Raw genomic sequence first — 224 nt, 5'->3', positions numbered from 1 at the left:
TTTCTGGATTTAATAGCCTAGCTTGTGCAAGAAACTGGCGATGGAACAGGACTCGCAGAGCTCGTCCGCTCGAGAACCCAGGCTGTCGCCTGATTATCCAGGGCACGCAGAGCTTAGCCCGCTCATGACACTTTGCTTCCGCAAAATTCGCCCCTACTATCACATGAAAGGAAATATCTTCGACATACTGTCTACCTTCCCCATGTTCGAGTTGGTCATCGCCA

The 224-nt window shown here is 50.9% G+C and carries 1 protein-coding gene; it reads left to right on the top strand.

What is annotated here, in order from left to right:
• Positions 1-40: 40 nt before the first annotated feature.
• Positions 41-224, top strand: a 184-nt coding sequence (locus tag CXF72_RS19685) for a hypothetical protein (protein WP_232784836.1), incomplete at its 3' end; no start/stop codon positions are given.

This window comes from Psychromonas sp. MB-3u-54 (genome assembly GCF_002836415.1).
Classification (GTDB): domain Bacteria; phylum Pseudomonadota; class Gammaproteobacteria; order Enterobacterales; family Psychromonadaceae; genus Psychromonas.
The sequence above is the reverse complement of the archived record's forward strand: the minus strand, read 5'-3'. Positions and strand labels throughout refer to the sequence as shown.